Below are 15,322 nucleotides of genomic sequence, written 5' to 3' on the forward strand. Positions count from 1 at the left end.
ATTTATACAAAAAGATAATTAATATAACAAAAAAGCCGCTGCTTCCAGCGACTTTCCTTTTGAATCGGGATGACACGATTTGAACATGCGACCCCCTGGTCCCAAACCAGGTGCTCTACCAAGCTGAGCTACATCCCGAAATACATGCCGGTGAGAGGACTCGAACCTCCACGGTTTCCCTCACGATTTTGAGTCGCGCGCGTCTGCCAATTCCGCCACACCGGCTTATGAAGTTAATGGCGCGCCCTGAGAGATTCGAACTCCCGGCCTTTTGATTCGTAGTCAAACGCTCTATCCAGCTGAGCTAAGGGCGCAAATATGGAGCGGACGACGGGAATCGAACCCGCGACCCTCGCCTTGGCAAGGCGATGCTCTACCGCTGAGCCACGTCCGCAATATCATTATATCCATGACATATAAGTGCATGAATGGTGAGCCATGAAGGACTCGAACCTTCGACACCCTGATTAAAAGTCAGGTGCTCTACCAACTGAGCTAATGGCTCCCAACAGGGTAACATAACTTTGTGAAAATGGCGGAACTGACGGGATTCGAACCCGCGATCTCCTGCGTGACAGGCAGGCATGTTAGGCCTCTACACCACAGTTCCATAGCAGTTTACATTCAAAAGTTAATTGGTTGCGGGGGCAGGATTTGAACCTGCGACCTTCGGGTTATGAGCCCGACGAGCTACCGAACTGCTCCACCCCGCGATAATATTAGGGACTGCTATTTAAATAAATGGTGGAGGCTGAGGGGCTCGAACCCCCGACCCTCTGCTTGTAAGGCAGATGCTCTCCCAGCTGAGCTAAGCCTCCATACTACTTATGACCCGTAGGGGATTCGAACCCCTGTTACCTCCGTGAAAGGGAGGTGTCTTAACCCCTTGACCAACGGGCCATACAATAAAATAATTATGGCGGAGAGAGAGGGATTCGAACCCTCGAGACGCTTTTGGCGCCTACACGATTTCCAATCGTGCTCCTTCGGCCAACTCGGACACCTCTCCATATGGCTCCCCGAACAGGACTCGAACCTGTGACAACTCGATTAACAGTCGAGTGCTCTACCAACTGAGCTATCAGGGAATAATAATCATAAAGCTCTGCTTGGCGACGTCCTACTCTCCCAGGACCCTGCGGTCCAAGTACCATCGGCGCTGGAGGGCTTAACGGTCGTGTTCGGGATGGGTACGTGTGGAACCCCTCCGCTATCGCCACCAAACATGAATTTGCTATGCAAATTCTTCCGTAAGGTTATTCGGTTCATCACTTATTGTGTGAATGAATAGCCATGCGCTTGTCGTATGTCACTTGTACATACCTTCAAGGTTACACCCTGAAAACTGGATCCGAAACTCATTTGCGTTTTATTCTTAGGATAAGCCCTCGACCGATTAGTATTGGTCAGCTCCATGCATTACTGCACTTCCACCCCCAACCTATCTACCTCGTCGTCTTCAAGGGGTCTTACATACTGGGAAATCTCATCTTGAGGGGGGCTTCACGCTTAGATGCTTTCAGCGCTTATCCCTTCCGTACATAGCTACCCAGCGGTGCTCCTGGCGGAACAACTGGTACACCAGCGGTACGTCCATCCCGGTCCTCTCGTACTAAGGACAGCTCCTCTCAAATTTCCTACGCCCACGACAGATAGGGACCGAACTGTCTCACGACGTTCTGAACCCAGCTCGCGTACCGCTTTAATGGGCGAACAGCCCAACCCTTGGGACCTACTTCAGCCCCAGGATGCGATGAGCCGACATCGAGGTGCCAAACCTCCCCGTCGATGTGGACTCTTGGGGGAGATAAGCCTGTTATCCCCAGGGTAGCTTTTATCCGTTGAGCGATGGCCCTTCCATGCGGTACCACCGGATCACTAAGCCCGACTTTCGTCCCTGCTCGACTTGTAGGTCTCGCAGTCAAGCTCCCTTCTGCCTTTGCACTCTTCGAATGATTTCCAACCATTCTGAGGGAACCTTGGGGCGCCTCCGTTACTCTTTAGGAGGCGACCGCCCCAGTCAAACTGCCCACCTGACACTGTCCTCGCACCGGTTTACGGTACCAAGTTAGAACCTAGATACGATCAGGGTGGTATCCCAAGGATGCCTCCCTTCAAGCTGGCGCTCAAAGTTCGACGGCTCCCACCTATCCTGTACAGATCGTACCCAAATTCAATATCAAGCTGCAGTAAAGCTCCATGGGGTCTTTCCGTCTTGTCGCGGGTAACCTGCATCTTCACAGGTATTAAAATTTCACCGGATCTCTCGTTGAGACAGCGCCCAAGTCGTTACGCCATTCGTGCGGGTCAGAATTTACCTGACAAGGAATTTCGCTACCTTAGGACCGTTATAGTTACGGCCGCCGTTTACTGGGGCTTCGGTTCATAGCTTCGCCCGAAGGCTTACCACTCCCCTTAACCTTCCAGCACCGGGCAGGCGTCAGCCCGTATACTTCGCCTTGCGGCTTCGCACAGACCTGTGTTTTTGCTAAACAGTCGCTTGGGCCTTTTCACTGCGGCCCCCTCGGGCTATTCACCCTACCGAGGCACCCCTTCTCCCGAAGTTACGGGGTCATTTTGCCGAGTTCCTTAACGAGAGTTCTTCCGCGCGCCTTAGAATTCTCTTCTCGCCTACCTGTGTCGGTTTGCGGTACGGGCACCTTCTCCTGGCTAGAGGCTTTTCTTGGCAGTCTGAGATCATGACCTTCGCTACTACAATTTTCGCTCCCCATCACAGCCCAGCCTTAACGATGTGCGGATTTGCCTACACACCAGCCTCACTGCTTAGACGGACATCCATCAGTCCGCGTCACTACCCTACTGCGTCACCCCATCGCTCATAGCGGATTACGGTGGTACAGGAATTTCGACCTGTTGTCCTTCGACTACGCCTATCGGCCTCGCCTTAGGTCCCGACTTACCCTGAGCGGACGAACCTTCCTCAGGAACCCTTAGGCTTTCGGCGGATCTGATTCTCACAGATCTTTTCGTTACTCATACCGGCATTCTCACTTGAATGCAGTCCAGCGCTCCTTACGGTACACCTTCAACCCGCATTCAACGCTCCCCTACCCCTGATGCAAGCATCAAGCCATAGCTTCGGTGGTGTGTTTAGCCCCGTTACATTTTCGGCGCAGAGTCACTCGACCAGTGAGCTATTACGCACTCTTTCAATGGTGGCTGCTTCTAAGCCAACATCCTGGTTGTCTGTGCAACTCCACATCCTTTCCCACTTAACACACACTTGGGGACCTTAGCTGATGGTCTGGGCTGTTTCCCTTTCGACAATGGATCTTAGCACTCACTGTCTGACTCCCGGAACTAAATCTATGGCATTCGGAGTTTGACTGAGCTTGGTAACCCTTGCGGGCCCCGCACCCAATCAGTGCTCTACCTCCACGATTCTTCTTTCCGAGGCTAGCCCTAAAGCTATTTCGGGGAGAACCAGCTATCTCCGGGTTCGATTGGAATTTCTCCGCTACCCCCACCTCATCCCCGCATTTTTCAACATGCGTGGGTTCGGGCCTCCAGTGCGTGTTACCGCACCTTCACCCTGGACAGGGGTAGATCACCCGGTTTCGGGTCTACGTCCACGTACTCAAATCGCCCTATTCAGACTCGCTTTCGCTGCGGCTTCAGCTCTTCACCTTAACCTTGCACGGGAACGTAACTCGCCGGTTCATTCTACAAAAGGCACGCCATCACCCCTAGATCGGGCTCTGACTTCTTGTAAGCACACGGTTTCAGGATCTATTTCACTCCCCTTCCGGGGTGCTTTTCACCTTTCCCTCACGGTACTGCTTCACTATCGGTCGCCAGGGAGTATTTAGCCTTGGCAGATGGTCCTGCCGGATTCATACGGGGTTTCACGTGCCCCGCACTACTCGGGATCCGTCTCGGAGGGAACAAGTTTTGAACTACAGGGCTTTTACCTTCTCTGGCGGGCCTTTCCAGACCTCTTCATCTAACCGGTTCCTTTGTAACTCCATGTGAGACGTCCCACAACCCCAAGGAGCAAGCTCCTTGGTTTGGGCTAATCCGCGTTCGCTCGCCGCTACTGACGGAATCACTATTGTTTTCTCTTCCTCAGGGTACTTAGATGTTTCAGTTCCCCTGGTCTGCCTCTCACTCACCTATGAATTCAGTGAGTAGTGACTGTCGATGAAGACAGCCGGGTTTCCCCATTCGGACATCCCCGGATCAAAGCTTGCTTACAGCTCCCCGAGGCCTTATCGTTGTTCGCCACGTCCTTCGTCGGCTCCTGGCGCCTAGGCATCCTCCGTGTGCTCTTTGTAGCTTAACCTAGTATTTACATCGTAAATACGATTTGCTTTGAATTTCGGTTCAACACTTACGTGTGAATGAAATTCAAGGCAGCTACCTTTATTTCACTTGTTTACACAAGATCAGCTTAAAGGAATATTCTAAAACGCAATTTCGTTTCGGTATCCAGTTTTCAAGGTGCAATTCGCTTCATCGAAGCGAAACCCGATGAATATTTCGGTTCCACACGAATGTGTGAATGAAGTATTCGTCGAAGCTTGAGAGTTTGAGCTCTCAAAACTGAGCAACGAGTGAGTAACAGGCCTAAACCTGAGTTTTGAAGCTAATGCTTCAAAATTGAATGTTTCCGTTGCAGGAAACGATTCTCCATAGAAAGGAGGTGATCCAGCCGCACCTTCCGATACGGCTACCTTGTTACGACTTCACCCCAATCATCTACCCCACCTTCGGCGGCTGGCTCCCTTGCGGGTTACCCCACCGACTTCGGGTGTTGTAAACTCTCGTGGTGTGACGGGCGGTGTGTACAAGACCCGGGAACGTATTCACCGCGGCATGCTGATCCGCGATTACTAGCAATTCCGACTTCATGTAGGCGAGTTGCAGCCTACAATCCGAACTGAGACCGGCTTTTCTAGGATTGGCTCCACCTCGCGGCTTCGCTTCCCGTTGTACCGGCCATTGTAGTACGTGTGTAGCCCAGGTCATAAGGGGCATGATGATTTGACGTCATCCCCACCTTCCTCCGGTTTGTCACCGGCAGTCTGCTTAGAGTGCCCAGCTTGACCTGCTGGCAACTAAGCATAAGGGTTGCGCTCGTTGCGGGACTTAACCCAACATCTCACGACACGAGCTGACGACAACCATGCACCACCTGTCTCCTCTGTCCCGAAGGAAAGCCATATCTCTACAGCGGTCAGAGGGATGTCAAGACCTGGTAAGGTTCTTCGCGTTGCTTCGAATTAAACCACATACTCCACTGCTTGTGCGGGTCCCCGTCAATTCCTTTGAGTTTCAGTCTTGCGACCGTACTCCCCAGGCGGAATGCTTAATGTGTTAACTTCGGCACCAAGGGTATCGAAACCCCTAACACCTAGCATTCATCGTTTACGGCGTGGACTACCAGGGTATCTAATCCTGTTTGCTCCCCACGCTTTCGCGCCTCAGCGTCAGTTACAGCCCAGAGAGTCGCCTTCGCCACTGGTGTTCCTCCACATCTCTACGCATTTCACCGCTACACGTGGAATTCCACTCTCCTCTTCTGCACTCAAGCTCCCCAGTTTCCAGTGCGACCCGAAGTTGAGCCTCGGGATTAAACACCAGACTTAAAGAGCCGCCTGCGCGCGCTTTACGCCCAATAATTCCGGACAACGCTTGCCCCCTACGTATTACCGCGGCTGCTGGCACGTAGTTAGCCGGGGCTTTCTTCTCAGGTACCGTCACTCTTGTAGCAGTTACTCTACAAGACGTTCTTCCCTGGCAACAGAGCTTTACGATCCGAAAACCTTCATCACTCACGCGGCGTTGCTCCGTCAGGCTTTCGCCCATTGCGGAAGATTCCCTACTGCTGCCTCCCGTAGGAGTCTGGGCCGTGTCTCAGTCCCAGTGTGGCCGATCACCCTCTCAGGTCGGCTACGCATCGTCGCCTTGGTAGGCCATTACCCCACCAACTAGCTAATGCGCCGCAGGCCCATCCACAAGTGACAGATTGCTCCGTCTTTCCTCCTTCGCCCATGCAGGAAAAGGATGTATCGGGTATTAGCTACCGTTTCCGGTAGTTATCCCTGTCTTGTGGGCAGGTTGCCTACGTGTTACTCACCCGTCCGCCGCTAGGTTGTGTAGAAGCAAGCTTCTACACAACCCCGCTCGACTTGCATGTATTAGGCACGCCGCCAGCGTTCGTCCTGAGCCAGGATCAAACTCTCCATTAAAGACCAACCGAAGTTGGTTTATAGAAAGAGCGATAAGCTCATGTTGAAACTGACGAGATAAAAATATCTCTTGTTTGATTTTGCGAACAAAATCGTTTTACTCACTCGTTGTTCAGTTTTCAAAGATCAAACCTACATCATATCTCACTTTGTTTCACCACCGCATCTCTGCGGCGACTTAAATAATATATCATGTTTTCCGCGTCTTTGCAACACTTTTTTTAAGAGAATTTTATAATCAACTCTGCTTTGTTTTCGTGTTGCTAACTATCTTGTAAAAGACAGCTATAAGAATATACCACATATATAAGCTTAGTAGCAACACCTTTTTTAAAAAATTATTTTCTCATCTTTAAAATCACTGCATTTAAATAAAGAGACCATTATTCCCTCAAGCAGAATAACAGTCTCTTTAACATTCATTTCTTTCTCTTAATGACTAATAAAGCCGGGGCACTACTAGGAGTCTCTCTTCTTTTACTTTTTACTTTTAGCCACGTCAGTCCCTAATCCATGGATTTTTACGCGAACGAGCACTATAGGATGAGGAACGAGTTTCTCCTCCAGTTGAATTACGGGATTTTTGCTTCTTATGAGTAGCATTTTTACTGGAAACCTTGACTTTGGACGTCTCTTCTTTGGATGTGCTGCCAGAGCTGTCTTTTGATTTACCTTTACTCACGCTACGATCCTTTGTTTTAGAAGAAGAATCAATTTCATTTTGGGATGCTATAGTCAGATTGTTACCTACCTCCTGCGTTCCTGGAATTGCTGGTGCCGACTGGACGTTCTCTTCCCGGCATCCACAGTCTGGCATAAACATATAGGGTGTTGTATATCCCTCTAATGGATACATAGGTGCATTCCCATGCGCAAACGGATGATAAGGGGAATTCGCAGATTGTTGCCCTTGTAGTTGGCTATAGTCGGATACGTGTCCAGCCGCAGGCAAACCATATGGAGGTCCTCCCCATGCCTGGCTCCATTGACTGCTCTGGACTGTACTCTCTGAATACTGCGGCGGATGCCCTTGATGGATAAATGGAGGATAGACAGGATAGGATGCATTTTCAGACGCTTCATGGCTCGGATAATATCCGGGGGCGCAGCAATCTGAATAGGCAGGATAAGGAGTTGGATAGGCATTTATAATTGGTGTCTGCACAGGTCCCCAGCACCATGGATGCTCACAGTCATGATGATAGCCCTGATCAGAAACTACAGTAGGAGAGGCATATTCTGCTAAGGAGGTATTTATAGGCGCTTGAGGAGACCCAATCCCCGGATACCACGAGTTCGGCATTGCATTTATTTGTGGGCTATAATCAGATGTCGGCTGTTGTATCGACCACTCGGAATTTACCATCGGCTCCGATTTTGTGCAGCCGCAAAACTTTTCAGCTACAGGTTGCTTCACAACAGTTGTAGGAAGCTGTGGCTTAGATGCAATCGGTTGGGTGACTATAGGTTGCATTTGAGGTGGAGCAGGTGGTGTAACTATGGGCTGCATTTGAGGTGGAGCAGGTGGTGTAACTATGGGCTGCATTTGAGGTGGAGCAGGTGGTGTAACTATGGGCTGCATTTGAGGTGGAGCGGGATTTACGGGTGCCATAGGAACTTCAGGCAGTTTTAATTCAGGAAGCTTAGGAGGATTCACTGTTTCTTTCGGCTGTGTCATCTCCTCTTTAGGGCTAGGCATATTCTCCGGCTCAGGCTGTGTCATCTCTGCCTTGGGCTGGGTAAGTTCTTGCTTAGTGGGGGATTCAGGTTTAGGCTGTGTCATCTCTTCTTTGACTGCGGTATTTTTTTTATTCTCAGTAAAATCAGAATTCTCTTCTTTGTAGTGTGGAATATTAACTGTTTCTCCAACCAGTAGTGCGTTCGGGTTTTTAAGCTGGGAATTGGCATCAATAATTAGCTTGAGCGGTACATTCCACGCCTTAGACAACTTCCACAATGAATCTCCTTGCTTAACCTTGTGTTGATATACCGTTGACGGCTGTGTTTCCATCGTGACAGGCTCTGTTGGAATTTTAATTTTCTCGCCGATACTCAACTGATTAGGGTCTGCCAATTGGGGATTGGCGGCAATAACTTTCTCCAGCGTCACATTATACTTCTGTGCCAGCAAGTACAGAGTGTCACCTTTTTTGACGATGTGTATTTTCACAGGTCACAAACCTCCTAGACTTTCGTTCGGGCGGGATAAACGCCCGGCTTCTGTTATTACATCCTATGCACCTCCCGGGCGAATGACCCCATACAAACAAAAAAATCCTTTTAACTAAATACTCTCGCGAGCATTCAGTTAAAAGGATTCGGTTTTATTTTAGTCCTGCCACACTTTGTAGCCATCCTGATCCACGATCTTCCGGAATTCAGTCAGGAGCTCCAAAGTCACTGGGCCAGCAACGCCGGAGCCGATCGTACGACCATCCACCTCATAAGCTGCAATAACTTCTGCCGCAGTTCCTGTAAAAAACACCTCGTCCGCAACATATACATCATGCAGTGTAAAAGGTTGTTCCTTAAGGGAGTACCCAAGCTTAGCACACAAATCGATAATAGCATTACGAGTAATTCCTTCAAGCGCTCCCAAATAGCAAGGAGGTGTATACAACACTCCGTTTTTGACAATGAAAATGTTGTCTGCAGAGCCTTCCGTCACATATCCTTGGGAATTGAGCATAATAGCCTCACCTACACCAGCATAGTTAGACTGGATCTTCACGAGGATATTGTTGAGATAGTTCAATGATTTAATCTTCGGATTCAAAGCATCCGGGATGTTGCGACGCTGAGAGACAGAAATTGTCTTCAGGCCAGTCAAGTAAGCTTCTTCTGGGTAAATGGCGAGCTGCTCCACGATAATGATGACACTCGCCTTCGCACAACGAAGAGGGTCTAAACCTAGATTTCCTGCACCTCGGGATACAACTAGACGGATATATCCGTTACGCATTTCGTTAAGACGAATCGTTTCAGCCATTGCTTCCAACATTTCATCAGAAGACAACGGAATGTTTAATTGAATGGATTTCGCAGAATCATACAGGCGCTCCAAGTGCTCCTTACATTTAAAAATATTCCCGTTATAAATACGAATGCCTTCAAATATACCGTCTCCGTACAAGAATCCATGATCATATACGGAAACCTTTGCGTTTTCCTTAGTCACATGCTGCCCATCCAGATAGATCCATTGTTCTGCCATTAAAATCACACCTCCGATTAATGTTCCTTTAAAATAGGTTCGATCGCTGCTTCAACATACTTGTAGCTTGGATAAGAGCCAAGAACACGTACATGGCACCCCAAAGCCTCGATCTCTGCAAAGGCTGCCGGAAGTAGCACGGAATGCAGAGATTCCAAAACTTCAATGTAAAAATAATAATTCCCCAATTGCTTTTTGGTTGGACGCGATTCAATACGGGACAGATTTAACCTGCGCCATGCAAATGCGGATAAAACCTGATGCAGCGCTCCCGGGAAATCCTGCGGCGGCGTGACCAAAATACTGGTTCGCTGACCTTCAGGCGTACCCGGGAGACTTATAGGTTGATGACCGATCAAGACAAAGCGGGTAAAGTTGTTATCGTGATCCGTCACTTTGCTGGCCAAAATATCCAATCCGTGTTTGGCAGCCGCAAGCTTGGTTCCGAGAGCGGTCCAGCCTTTACCGGGGTTATGTTTAACAATTTCGACGGCTTCCGCCGTACTTCCTGCACTCTCCAACTCGGCCTGAGGAGCGGAAGCCTGTATGAATTCTTTACACTGGGGAAGCGCCACAGGATGAGACATAATTTTGACCACTTTGCTCAAATCTAGCTTGTCCAAATCCTTCGTAAATTCACTGCGATGACCAATAAGATTTTGAATTGAAGGATATACCCATTCCGCCTGCATTTGAATGTCTACTTCATGTACAAGCCAATCCATATGCAAACTTACAGAGCCATCAATCGTATTTTCAATGGGAATTACACTATAGTCTGCCTGACCCTTGTCTACTGCCTGAAATACGTCCGCGATATGTTTGTAAAAAAGTAATTCATGGGACGTATCTCCTAACAAATACTTAATCGCTTCATGAGAAACAGTCCCCTCAGGAAGAAGTGCAATTCGTTTCATATCGTAAGTTCCCCTTTAATCATATCCATAAAAGGGAGAGTATTCCCTTCTGTATATACTTTAACTCCTTCATTCTCAGGGCGCAATTTTAAAACAGAAGCAGTGATCCCCTCTTTGTTCATGGTATCCGTTAAATACTGCTCCAGCTCTGCTTTCCGATTTTCCCGCCGATCTGTCAATGCCAGCAACGTTGGTCCAGCCCCACTTAGAGCCACACCCAAAGCACCATAATGGTGCGCATCCTGCAAGATCTCTGTCATACCTGGCACAAGTGCCGCGCGGTAAGGCTGATGAAGCTGATCACGCATCGCTTCAGCGATTAAGTCGGTTCGCCCTGATGCCAATGCTGCTACCAACATGGAAGCATGACTTATATTATATACAGCATCCTTCAATGATACTTGTGCGGGTAGAACCTCTCTGGCTTTCGACGTGGACAGCTGAAAATCTGGAATAACTACCATAACCTCCAGATTGGTATCCGGTTCAAGTCGTAAATGCCTAGCACGCTCACCGTCCCACATCGCTGTAATAATACCGCCAAACAGAGAAGCTCCAACATTATCCGGATGTTTTTCAATGGCGCTTGCCATATCGAACAACTTGGAATCCGGCAGAGGCGAGCCAATCAACGTATTTGCAGCGACCAAGGCGCCCACAATGGCGGAAGCACTGCTGCCCAAACCACGAGTGAGTGGAATATCTGAGTACATCGAAATATCGAGCTCAGGAACTGATACACCCGCTTCCCGAAAAACCATTTGTGCTACCTTGAAAATCAGATTAGTTTTATCTTGGGGAACACCATTCATTTCATCTCCGTATAAATGAAAAGCCGTCTGTTCGGCCTCCTTCATTTCAATCCATGCATATAAGGACAACGCCATGCCCAATGTATCAAAGCCCGGACCCAAGTTGGCCGTACTCGCGGGCACACGCACTCTTGCTGTTTTTAAAACGGTCATACAGACAATTCCTCCTGCTTTTATTGACTATCCCTCTACTCGATATACGCTCTTGATGCGACGGATGACGTCCAAAGTTTCAAAATGCTCCAAAACCTTTTTCATACTTGCTTTACTGGCTAAATGAGTCACGATAATAATTTCAGCATCGGGGTTAACCTCATTCGGTTGCTGCACAACAGATGCCAGACTGACATCAAATTCAGCAAATACTTGCGTAATCCGTGCCAACACCCCTGCTTTATCATCCACATGCAGAAGCACGAAGTTTTTGAAATACACATCTTCGTCGTTACTAATTTTTTTAGGGTTGTAAGGAACGATGGCTTTAAGCCCATTGACACCAAGTTTGAGATTTTTCACTACAGCAACTAAATCGGCTACAACTGATGTTGCCGTCGGCATTTCACCTGCACCCGCACCATAAAACATGGTTTCACCCACTGCTTCACCATGCACATACACCGCGTTGAATACCCCGTTCACCGAAGCCAATGGATGTTGCTTGCGTACCATGGTCGGCTGAACGTTAATCGTAAATTCATCACCCTGGCGCTCTGCAATGCCTAGCAATTTCATTTCATATCCTAGTTTTTTAGCAAAAGCAATATCTTCACTGGTTACCTTTGAAATGCCGCTGACACTTACATCCTTGAGCTCTACATTAGAGCGGAAACCCAGCGTGCCGAGAATTGCCATTTTACGGGCTGCATCCAGTCCTTCCACATCTGAGGTCGGATCGGATTCAGCATACCCAAGCTCCTGTGCTTCCTTGAGAACTTCCTCGTACGAGGCCCCTTCCTGACTCATTTTGGTTAAAATAAAGTTTGTCGTACCGTTCACAATCCCCATAATGCGGGTAATGCGGTCGGAGGAGAAACCTTCAATTAGTGTACGAATGATCGGGATACCACCCGCTACACTCGCTTCATAAAAAATATCACACTGCTTTTCCTGCGCCTTTGCTAATACTTCAGAACCGTGCAAAGCCATTAAGTCCTTATTTGCCGTTACGATGTGTTTACCCCGCTCCAGCGCTTCAAGAATGTACTCCTTCGTCTGATCAACGCCGCCCATGACTTCGATAATTACATCAATTTCAGGGTCCCGAATAACTTCCCATGGGTCCTCAGTAAGTTTGCTCGTCTCCACTTCAATGGAACGATATTTTTCTATGTTTTTTACAGCTATTTTTTCAATGATGATCGGTGAACCGACTTGTCTGCTCAAGTCTTCCTGATTGCCTTCTACGATTCGAACGACCCCCGTTCCTACCGTCCCCAAACCTAACAATCCTACTTTGACCGGTTTCATCCATTCCCCTCCTGATAACTTTTATCTAATGAACTGTATTGCCTTAACCTTGCCCAATCAGGCGAACACGTTTGACTCCAGAGATATCTTCCAAGCCCTCCAGTAGAACACCCAACTCTTCACTGAGTCTGGACATTTCTACCGAGATGACTACGTTGGCTCTGCCTTGCAGTGGAATACTTTGCTGAATCGTCAGCACATTGCCTCCGAAATCTGCCACTCTGCCAAGTACCCTGGACAACATTCCGGATTGATGTTCCAAATCAATAGAGATATTAACAATTCGCTCACGCTCCAGCTGGTTAACCAAATGTATGCCATCCTTATATTTATAAAAGGCGCTTCGGCTTAGCCCAACTTGCTCCACGGCATCATGCACGGTTTTAACATCTCCTGAAGCCAGCAGCAGTTTCACCTGTATGGTCTTAACAATAGCTTCAGGCAAAATATCTTCCCGTACCAAGTAATAGCGCTCTTTCAAGAACGTCCTCTCCTCAAAGACTTATGTTTTTGTATAGAGGACATTATATCGAAACTCATGAAAATCGGCAAGCAAACAATGCAAAAAACGGCTACTGCCTTCTATAGAGTTTCCTATAGTACAGTAACCGTTCAGGTTTTAGACCTTTATTTGAAATTTAGTAGTAGCTGCTGCCTTCAACAAATTCGAACTCGAAATCAGCAATGCGTACAGATGTACCATCTTTGGCGCCACGCTTGCGTAACTCAGCATCCACACCCATGTGGCGTAACGTTCTTGCTAATTTCAAAATGGCATCATGCGAGTTCAACTGCATGCGCTTCATCATGCGCTCAATTTTAGGGCTCTGCACCACGAATGTATCGTTTTCACGTACAATTGTAAAGCCCTCGTCTTCTGCTGTATCCAGCTTAAATACCTTACGTTCATTAACTTCTGCTACTTCCTCAACAACCGGCTCGTCCGGTATTTGATCCAGCAAATCAGCAGCCCGGTAGAGCAGTTCCTTCACACCTTGACGTGTCAGTGAGGAAATAGGCATGATTTCAAGATCAGGACGTATAGAAGCAATCTGCTCTTTGAAGTGAGCCAGGTTTTCTTCAGCTTCCGGCATATCCATTTTATTGGCCGCCACAATTTGCGGACGCTCAGCCAATGCTGAATTATATTGCTTCAATTCGTCGTTAATTTTAGTCCAATCTTCAAACGGGTCACGTCCTTCGGAGCCCGCCATATCCACGACATGGATAATAATACGCGTCCGCTCAATGTGCCGCAGAAATTCATGTCCCAGCCCAATACCTTCATGAGCCCCTTCAATTAAACCAGGCAAATCCGCCATCACAAAATTACGATGATCACCCACATCCACAACACCCAAATTCGGAGTAATCGTTGTAAAGTGGTAGGCCCCAATTTTCGGTTTTGCGGAAGATACAACCGACAACAAGGTAGACTTCCCAACACTAGGAAACCCGACCAAGCCTACATCAGCCATTACTTTTAACTCAAGCGTGATATAACGTTCTTGTCCCTCTGCACCGTTCTCAGCCAACTCAGGCGCTGGATTACTCGGCGTAGCAAAACGGATGTTCCCGCGCCCTCCGCGTCCTCCTTTAGCTACGACGACTTGTTGACCATGACGTGTCATATCTGCTACTACTTCACCAGTATCATCATCTATGATGACCGTTCCCGGCGGTATACGTACGATCATGTGCTCCGCATTGGCTCCGTGTTGACTTTTGTTACGACCTTTCACTCCACGCTGGGCTTTAAAATGTCGTTGGTACCGAAAATCCATCAAGGTACGCAAACCCTCATCTACACGGAAAATTACATCTCCACCGTTCCCTCCGTCACCACCACCTGGGCCACCTTCAGGAACGTATTTCTCACGACGAAACGCAATTAATCCGTCTCCGCCGTCTCCGCCTTTAACAAAAATCTTCGCTTTATCTACAAACATGGTTACACCTTCCTTATGTCTGGCACTGCATCCGAATTTGAAACATTTCGCCCGTAGGGAGCTTCTCTGTTCGAATGCGTTCACTTCCGGGTACGGATCTGACCCGCTTAAGGATATTCAAATCCGCAGGTATGTCACTTCCTTCAAAACGGACGATAACATCATTCTGATCCATACCGAAATAAAGTGTCAATCTGCGCACTTCTCCCCAGGACGACCGGCCCCCGCCATATTGATACGCACGCACCGTTTCTATGACGGCCGAGGCAAGCGACTCGCCGTCTTCGGGAGACATGACAGCGTCTAACTTTAACTGCTCCTCAACCTGTACCGACAACTGTAAATTACCGGCGTTCACGCGAAAAGACTGTAAATAAAACACCAGTGAGGGAATACCCAACTTAGATATTTTACTGTCTTCCGCCACGCGCCCTTTTATTGTTTCCACATAAGCAACAGATTTATCATGCTTATTCATGCGAATATATCCATAAAGCACCTGCAAGTCATTCATCCAGTCATGCCGATGATGGTTAAGCATTGCAATCGCTGTACGCTCAAAAGAACGCAAAGCAGCTTTCCGCTCATACTCAACCTGTCTATTCGTATACCACATACCAAAACATGCAGCAACTACAGACCATACTGCTAATAAGATAATCGTTAATACTTCGGGATAGAGCAGTGAAAAAACCAAAGGAATCAGAATGGAACCCAACGCCAGATAAGGCGCTCTTATCCGCTGGAACAT

Annotated in this window: 8 protein-coding genes, 11 tRNA genes and 3 rRNA genes; all 22 read right to left on the reverse strand. The window is 48.2% G+C overall.

Translation table 11 applies throughout. From position 1 onward, the window contains the following. Window positions 1-64 precede the first annotated feature (64 nt). A tRNA-Pro gene (locus tag MKY75_RS18740) sits at window positions 65-138 on the reverse strand. A 7-nt stretch (window positions 139-145) separates the two neighbouring features. Further along, window positions 146-225 (reverse strand) — tRNA-Leu (locus MKY75_RS18745). 12 nt (window positions 226-237) lie between these two features. Further along, window positions 238-314: transfer RNA gene (locus tag MKY75_RS18750), tRNA-Arg, on the reverse strand. A 5-nt stretch (window positions 315-319) separates the two neighbouring features. Continuing rightward, a tRNA-Gly gene (locus MKY75_RS18755) sits at window positions 320-394 on the reverse strand. Between the two features lie 35 nt (window positions 395-429). Then, window positions 430-505, reverse strand: a tRNA-Lys gene (locus MKY75_RS18760). Window positions 506-533: 28 nt separating this feature from the next. Further along, window positions 534-610, reverse strand: a tRNA-Asp gene (locus MKY75_RS18765). A 26-nt stretch (window positions 611-636) separates the two neighbouring features. Next, window positions 637-713 (reverse strand) — tRNA-Met (locus MKY75_RS18770). A gap of 29 nt (window positions 714-742) precedes the next feature. Then, window positions 743-818, reverse strand: a tRNA-Val gene (locus MKY75_RS18775). A 10-nt stretch (window positions 819-828) separates the two neighbouring features. Continuing rightward, window positions 829-900, reverse strand: a tRNA-Glu gene (locus MKY75_RS18780). A 17-nt stretch (window positions 901-917) separates the two neighbouring features. Next, window positions 918-1,009, reverse strand: a tRNA-Ser gene (locus tag MKY75_RS18785). A 3-nt stretch (window positions 1,010-1,012) separates the two neighbouring features. Further along, window positions 1,013-1,088, reverse strand: a tRNA-Asn gene (locus MKY75_RS18790). 19 nt (window positions 1,089-1,107) lie between these two features. Beyond that, window positions 1,108-1,224 (reverse strand): 5S ribosomal RNA (gene rrf / locus MKY75_RS18795). Window positions 1,225-1,376: 152 nt separating this feature from the next. Then, window positions 1,377-4,303, reverse strand: a 23S ribosomal RNA gene (locus MKY75_RS18800). A 353-nt stretch (window positions 4,304-4,656) separates the two neighbouring features. Continuing rightward, a 16S ribosomal RNA gene (locus tag MKY75_RS18805) occupies window positions 4,657-6,212 on the reverse strand. Together the 16S, 23S and 5S rRNA genes with 11 tRNA genes alongside form the textbook arrangement of a ribosomal RNA operon. 499 nt (window positions 6,213-6,711) lie before the next feature. Then, window positions 6,712-8,382: a LysM peptidoglycan-binding domain-containing protein gene (locus MKY75_RS18810; RefSeq protein WP_340886237.1), complete on the reverse strand. Its 1,671-nt coding sequence runs from the start codon at window positions 8,380-8,382 to the stop codon at window positions 6,712-6,714. Window positions 8,383-8,541: 159 nt separating this feature from the next. Next, on the reverse strand, window positions 8,542-9,426 hold the full coding sequence (ilvE, locus tag MKY75_RS18815) for a branched-chain-amino-acid transaminase (protein ID WP_165148833.1): 885 nt from the start codon (window positions 9,424-9,426) through the stop codon (window positions 8,542-8,544). Window positions 9,427-9,443: 17 nt separating this feature from the next. Next, entirely contained in the window at window positions 9,444-10,343 is a 900-nt protein-coding gene (gene pheA / locus MKY75_RS18820) for a prephenate dehydratase (protein ID WP_029518431.1), read from the reverse strand. After that, complete coding sequence (thrB, locus tag MKY75_RS18825) at window positions 10,340-11,308, reverse strand: homoserine kinase (RefSeq protein ID WP_165148813.1); 969 nt, start codon at window positions 11,306-11,308, stop codon at window positions 10,340-10,342. Before thrB ends, pheA begins: the two co-directional genes overlap by 4 nt. 27 nt (window positions 11,309-11,335) lie before the next feature. After that, the gene (locus tag MKY75_RS18830) at window positions 11,336-12,622 is read right to left on the reverse strand and encodes a homoserine dehydrogenase (RefSeq protein WP_029518429.1); all 1,287 of its coding nucleotides are present in this window, start codon (window positions 12,620-12,622) and stop codon (window positions 11,336-11,338) included. 43 nt (window positions 12,623-12,665) lie between these two features. Beyond that, entirely contained in the window at window positions 12,666-13,103 is a 438-nt protein-coding gene (locus MKY75_RS18835; protein ID WP_013311587.1) for an ACT domain-containing protein, read from the reverse strand. Window positions 13,104-13,260: 157 nt separating this feature from the next. Further along, a complete protein-coding gene (gene obgE / locus MKY75_RS18840) occupies window positions 13,261-14,571 on the reverse strand; it encodes a GTPase ObgE (protein ID WP_029518428.1) in 1,311 nt (436 codons plus the stop codon). 13 nt (window positions 14,572-14,584) lie between these two features. Beyond that, on the reverse strand, window positions 14,585-15,322 hold the full coding sequence (locus MKY75_RS18845) for a Spo0B domain-containing protein (protein ID WP_029518427.1): 738 nt from the start codon (window positions 15,320-15,322) through the stop codon (window positions 14,585-14,587).

It is taken from the genome of Paenibacillus sp. FSL L8-0663 (assembly GCF_038008125.1).
Classification (GTDB): domain Bacteria; phylum Bacillota; class Bacilli; order Paenibacillales; family Paenibacillaceae; genus Paenibacillus; species Paenibacillus polymyxa_D.